Genomic DNA, 1,300 nt, shown 5'->3' on the forward strand with positions numbered 1-1,300 from the left:
TGGGGATGAAATATAATTCAGATAATTACAAAGAGTCAGCTATTTTAAGTATAATTAATGAACTATTGATTGTCGGTATAAAAATTTTAGTATATGAACCAAATTTAAACGTTAGTATAGATAACGTAATTATTGAAAAGAATTTTGAACTATTTACAAAACAAAGTGATCTAATTGTTGCAAATAGATGGGATAGGGGCCTTGAAGCTTATAAAGATAAAGTTTACACAAGGGGGATCTGGATAAGAGATTAACTATTGATATTAAAAAGGCAATAATTTATAAAATTTGTACAAAAAAATGTTAAATTTTCACATTTTCATAGTATACTGTTTAATAGAAAGTAGGTTCTTTGTAACCGCTCCATTATAAAATCCTTTCACTCTTCCGGTATACTATTAGGAAAAACATAACTGGAGGATATTTTGAGCTCACACCTCATCGTTCCAGTGGCTGTTCCCCAAGCTCGTGTACTGCCCAAAAAAGTTAGACATTCTATTTAGAACGAGGATTGAGTTCTGTATTGTACAAGGCTCGGTCCTTTTAGAGTCAGCTTAAGGCTGGCTTTTTTGCCCTCTTAAATATCAGAATATTTTGACAAATGATTGTAAATAATGATATAATATGCAAAAGCTAGGAGGTGGTCAGATGATTGAGAGAATGGAACTGGGGGAATTTTACAAGGAATTACGTTTGGCGAGAAAGCTTAAGCAGACAGATGTGGCTTGTGAGGGTCTAACAGCTTCTCAGTTGTCCAAGTTTGAACTAGGGCAGTCTATGCTGTCTGCGGATAAGTTGATTCTAGCTATCCAAGGTATAAATGTGACCTTTGATGAGTTTGGGCACAAGCTCAACAACTATCAAGAATCTCCACATATGCGAATCGGTCGAAAGGTTGTGAATCGCTTTGCCCATCAGGATATAGCTGCTTTAGAGCAGCTATTGGAGGAAGTCGATCAAGAACAGATGGCGCAGACCTATCGTCGTTTGAATGCCATCGTGATCAAAGATGCCATCCACTCACTAAATAAAAGCTACCCACTAGCAGAGGAGGATAGCGAGTTTTTGACCACCTATCTCTATGCTATCGAGTCTTGGACCTGGTTTGAACTCTATCTCTTTTGCAATACTCTGCCCTTCTTGAGCAATCAAGATCTGATCTTTTTATCAACCTCCTTACTCGAAAAATCCAAAGAATTTAAAGAGTTAGTACACAATCGATTGTATATGAAGCAAGGACTCTTAAATATCATCTCAGAGCTCATGGAGCGCAAACTTTTTTCTTATATCCCAATCTTTG

General features: G+C 36.5%; 2 protein-coding genes. Both read left to right on the forward strand.

The genetic code is table 11. The annotated features are described in order from the left end of the window. Positions 1–254 (forward strand): UDP binding domain-containing protein (locus tag DCM90_RS09760; protein WP_109251161.1); only part of this gene is annotated, 254 nt, incomplete at its 5' end. Positions 255–648: 394 nt separating this feature from the next. Then, positions 649–1,300 (forward strand): Rgg/GadR/MutR family transcriptional regulator (locus tag DCM90_RS09765; protein ID WP_109251162.1); only part of this gene is annotated, 652 nt, incomplete at its 3' end.

The organism is Levilactobacillus bambusae (genome assembly GCF_003124125.1).
In the GTDB taxonomy this organism is placed as follows: Bacteria; Bacillota; Bacilli; order Lactobacillales; family Lactobacillaceae; genus Levilactobacillus; species Levilactobacillus bambusae.